2 protein-coding genes are annotated in these 2142 nt (G+C 65.3%); one reads left to right on the top strand and one right to left on the bottom strand.

The annotated features are described in order from the left end of the window. Positions 1–91: 91 nt before the first annotated feature. Positions 92–337, bottom strand: a complete 246-nt coding sequence (locus ABZ826_RS39205) for a hypothetical protein (protein WP_361459363.1) — start codon at positions 335–337, stop codon at positions 92–94. An 840-nt stretch (positions 338–1177) separates the two neighbouring features. Here ABZ826_RS39205 and ABZ826_RS39200 point away from each other — a divergent pair. Continuing rightward, positions 1178–1894 carry an IS3 family transposase gene (locus ABZ826_RS39200; RefSeq protein WP_361459361.1) on the top strand — a complete coding sequence of 239 codons (717 nt, stop codon included), beginning with the start codon at positions 1178–1180 and terminating at the stop codon, positions 1892–1894. Positions 1895–2142: the final 248 nt, after the last annotated feature.

The following is a 2142-nucleotide window of genomic DNA, read 5'->3' as shown; positions in this document are numbered from 1 at the left end:
ACCCGTCGAGTACGAAGCCAACTACTACATGGAACTCACGAAACCCCAGGTCAAAACCACAATCTGAGATCTCTACCGAACCCGGGGCGGTTCACTTCTTCGCACGAACCGGGCTGGTCCGGCGGTCGACCAGGTTTTCCAGGGCCCCGGCATCCCGGGCGGCCCGCCACTCCTTGATATGGGAGTGGTAGAGCCGCTCCCGGCGCAGGACCGCGCCCTTCTCGTTCCTGGGCGCGGCGTCGTACTCGGCGACGATCCGCAGTTTGTACTGCGAGGTGAAGGTACGGCGCTTCGGCCTCGGCGCCGGATCGGACCCCACGGGCTCAGTGCTTGACATAAGGGGCGATTCTCCTGTCGTGCCCTCTCAGGCTAACCCCGCAGAACGGGACGTCTCACCCAAGGCTGACAGAGAGTGCCTCGGGTACGGGTGGCCGTCGCCGGGCCGGAGCGGTCAAGACTGTGACGGTGCCTGTCGCGAAGGCCCCTATCGGGACGACCGGCGCCTGGCCGCCGCTGCCGGAGCCCCCCGGCACCGGACATTATCTGGAGCCAAACGGATCAATCCCAGCGCCATGACCCATCGGGCGGAGGATGTTCGATGCGTTCGATTCTTCGTCAGAAACGATCCTAAGCTCAGGCCCCTCACTCAGGACCTCGCCGCCGGGGCGCTCAGAGCCCGTCCAATGTGACACTTATTGTCCAGAATGAGGGAACCGGACAGGGTGATCACTGCCGTGATCGAAAGAGGACCGCGAGCACGAGCAGAGATCGCTCCCGGATTTCCGGATCCGGGTGAGCGATGGCGAGAAGCACAGCCAGCGACACGGTCGCAGTGAGAGCAGTGAGGCAGGGGGGAGATCAGTTCCATGTGGTGAAGCTAGCCACGCTGGCTGTGGCGCCGAAAGCCTAAAAAATGTGGCGATGTGCGCGCCACGCCTTGCACCCTGCCGCGCCACACCCTTAACACACGTCATGCGCTTCCCCAGGAACGATTCTCCGGTGGAGGGAACATGCCGGGTGATGCGACTCCCCTCATAGCAATGCGATGGTGATCGTGGGAGCAACCCTTGAAAAGTCTTGGTCTCGGATGGGGTCTCCCCTGCTCGAACGAAGCCGAGAGCTCGGGGATGGAGCTACTAGGACATTTCGGCAACGCGGGAAGCGTGCGTGCCAGGGCGTGGCCGCCCGATCAGAGGCCGCCCGACAGGCTCTGAGGCGCAAGGGCGTCGAGGTGGCCCGCTGCACCGTCGAGCGGCTGATGGCCGAGCTCGGCCCGGAGGGCGTCATCCGTGGCCGGCGGCGCCGCACCACGGTTCCGGAGCCGTCCGCACCGAGGCCGCCGGACCTGGTTGACCGCGACTGCACCGCCTCCCGGCCCGACCAGCTGTGGGTCGCGGACATGACCTATGTCCGGACCTGGTCGGGCTGGGCGTATGTGGCGTTCGTCCTGGACGTGTACTCGCGGTTGATCGTCGGCTGGCAGGTCGCGAACCACATGCGGGCCGAACTCCCGCTGGACGCCCTGGAGATGGCGCTGTGGCGGCGCCTGATCAAGAAGGACTCCGGGCTGATACATCACAGCGATCGCGGGTCGCAATACGTATCGATTCGATATACCGACCGACTCGCCGACATCGGCGCGTCCGCGTCGGTCGGCTCCGTCGCGGACAGCTACGACAACGCGATGGCCGAGGCGCTGAACGGCACCTTCAAGGCCGAGCTGATCGAGATGCAGGGCCCCTGGAAGGACGTCGACCAGGTCGAGCGGGCGATCTTCCAGTGGGTCACGTGGTACAACGAAGAACGCCTCCACTCCGCCCTCGACTACGTGCCGCTGGCCGAGTACGAGCAAGCCTTCTGGCGGAGCCAGGAGCAAACCCCGCAGGCCGCCTGAAACCAAGATCCCCGGACTCTACGAATCTCGGGGCAGCTCATTCCCCAGATACGAGGCCAAGCTGGCCGAGCCGCCGGAGGCGGCGCCAGCGGTGGACCTGATGTCCGCGCTGGAGGCAAGCGTACGGGCGGCCCAGGCAGAGCATGGCAACTGAGCTTGGCGTTTAACGTGGGCGGGCTTGGTGTTCTTTGATCGATTCGGCGCGTTTGACGGTCTTGCCGACGTCGTGGTGCCTGGCCCGGTGGCTG

This window comes from Streptomyces sp. NPDC047515 (assembly GCF_040643055.1).
Classification (GTDB): Bacteria; Actinomycetota; Actinomycetes; order Streptomycetales; family Streptomycetaceae; genus Streptomyces.
The sequence above is the reverse complement of the archived record's forward strand: the minus strand, read 5'-3'. Positions and strand labels throughout refer to the sequence as shown.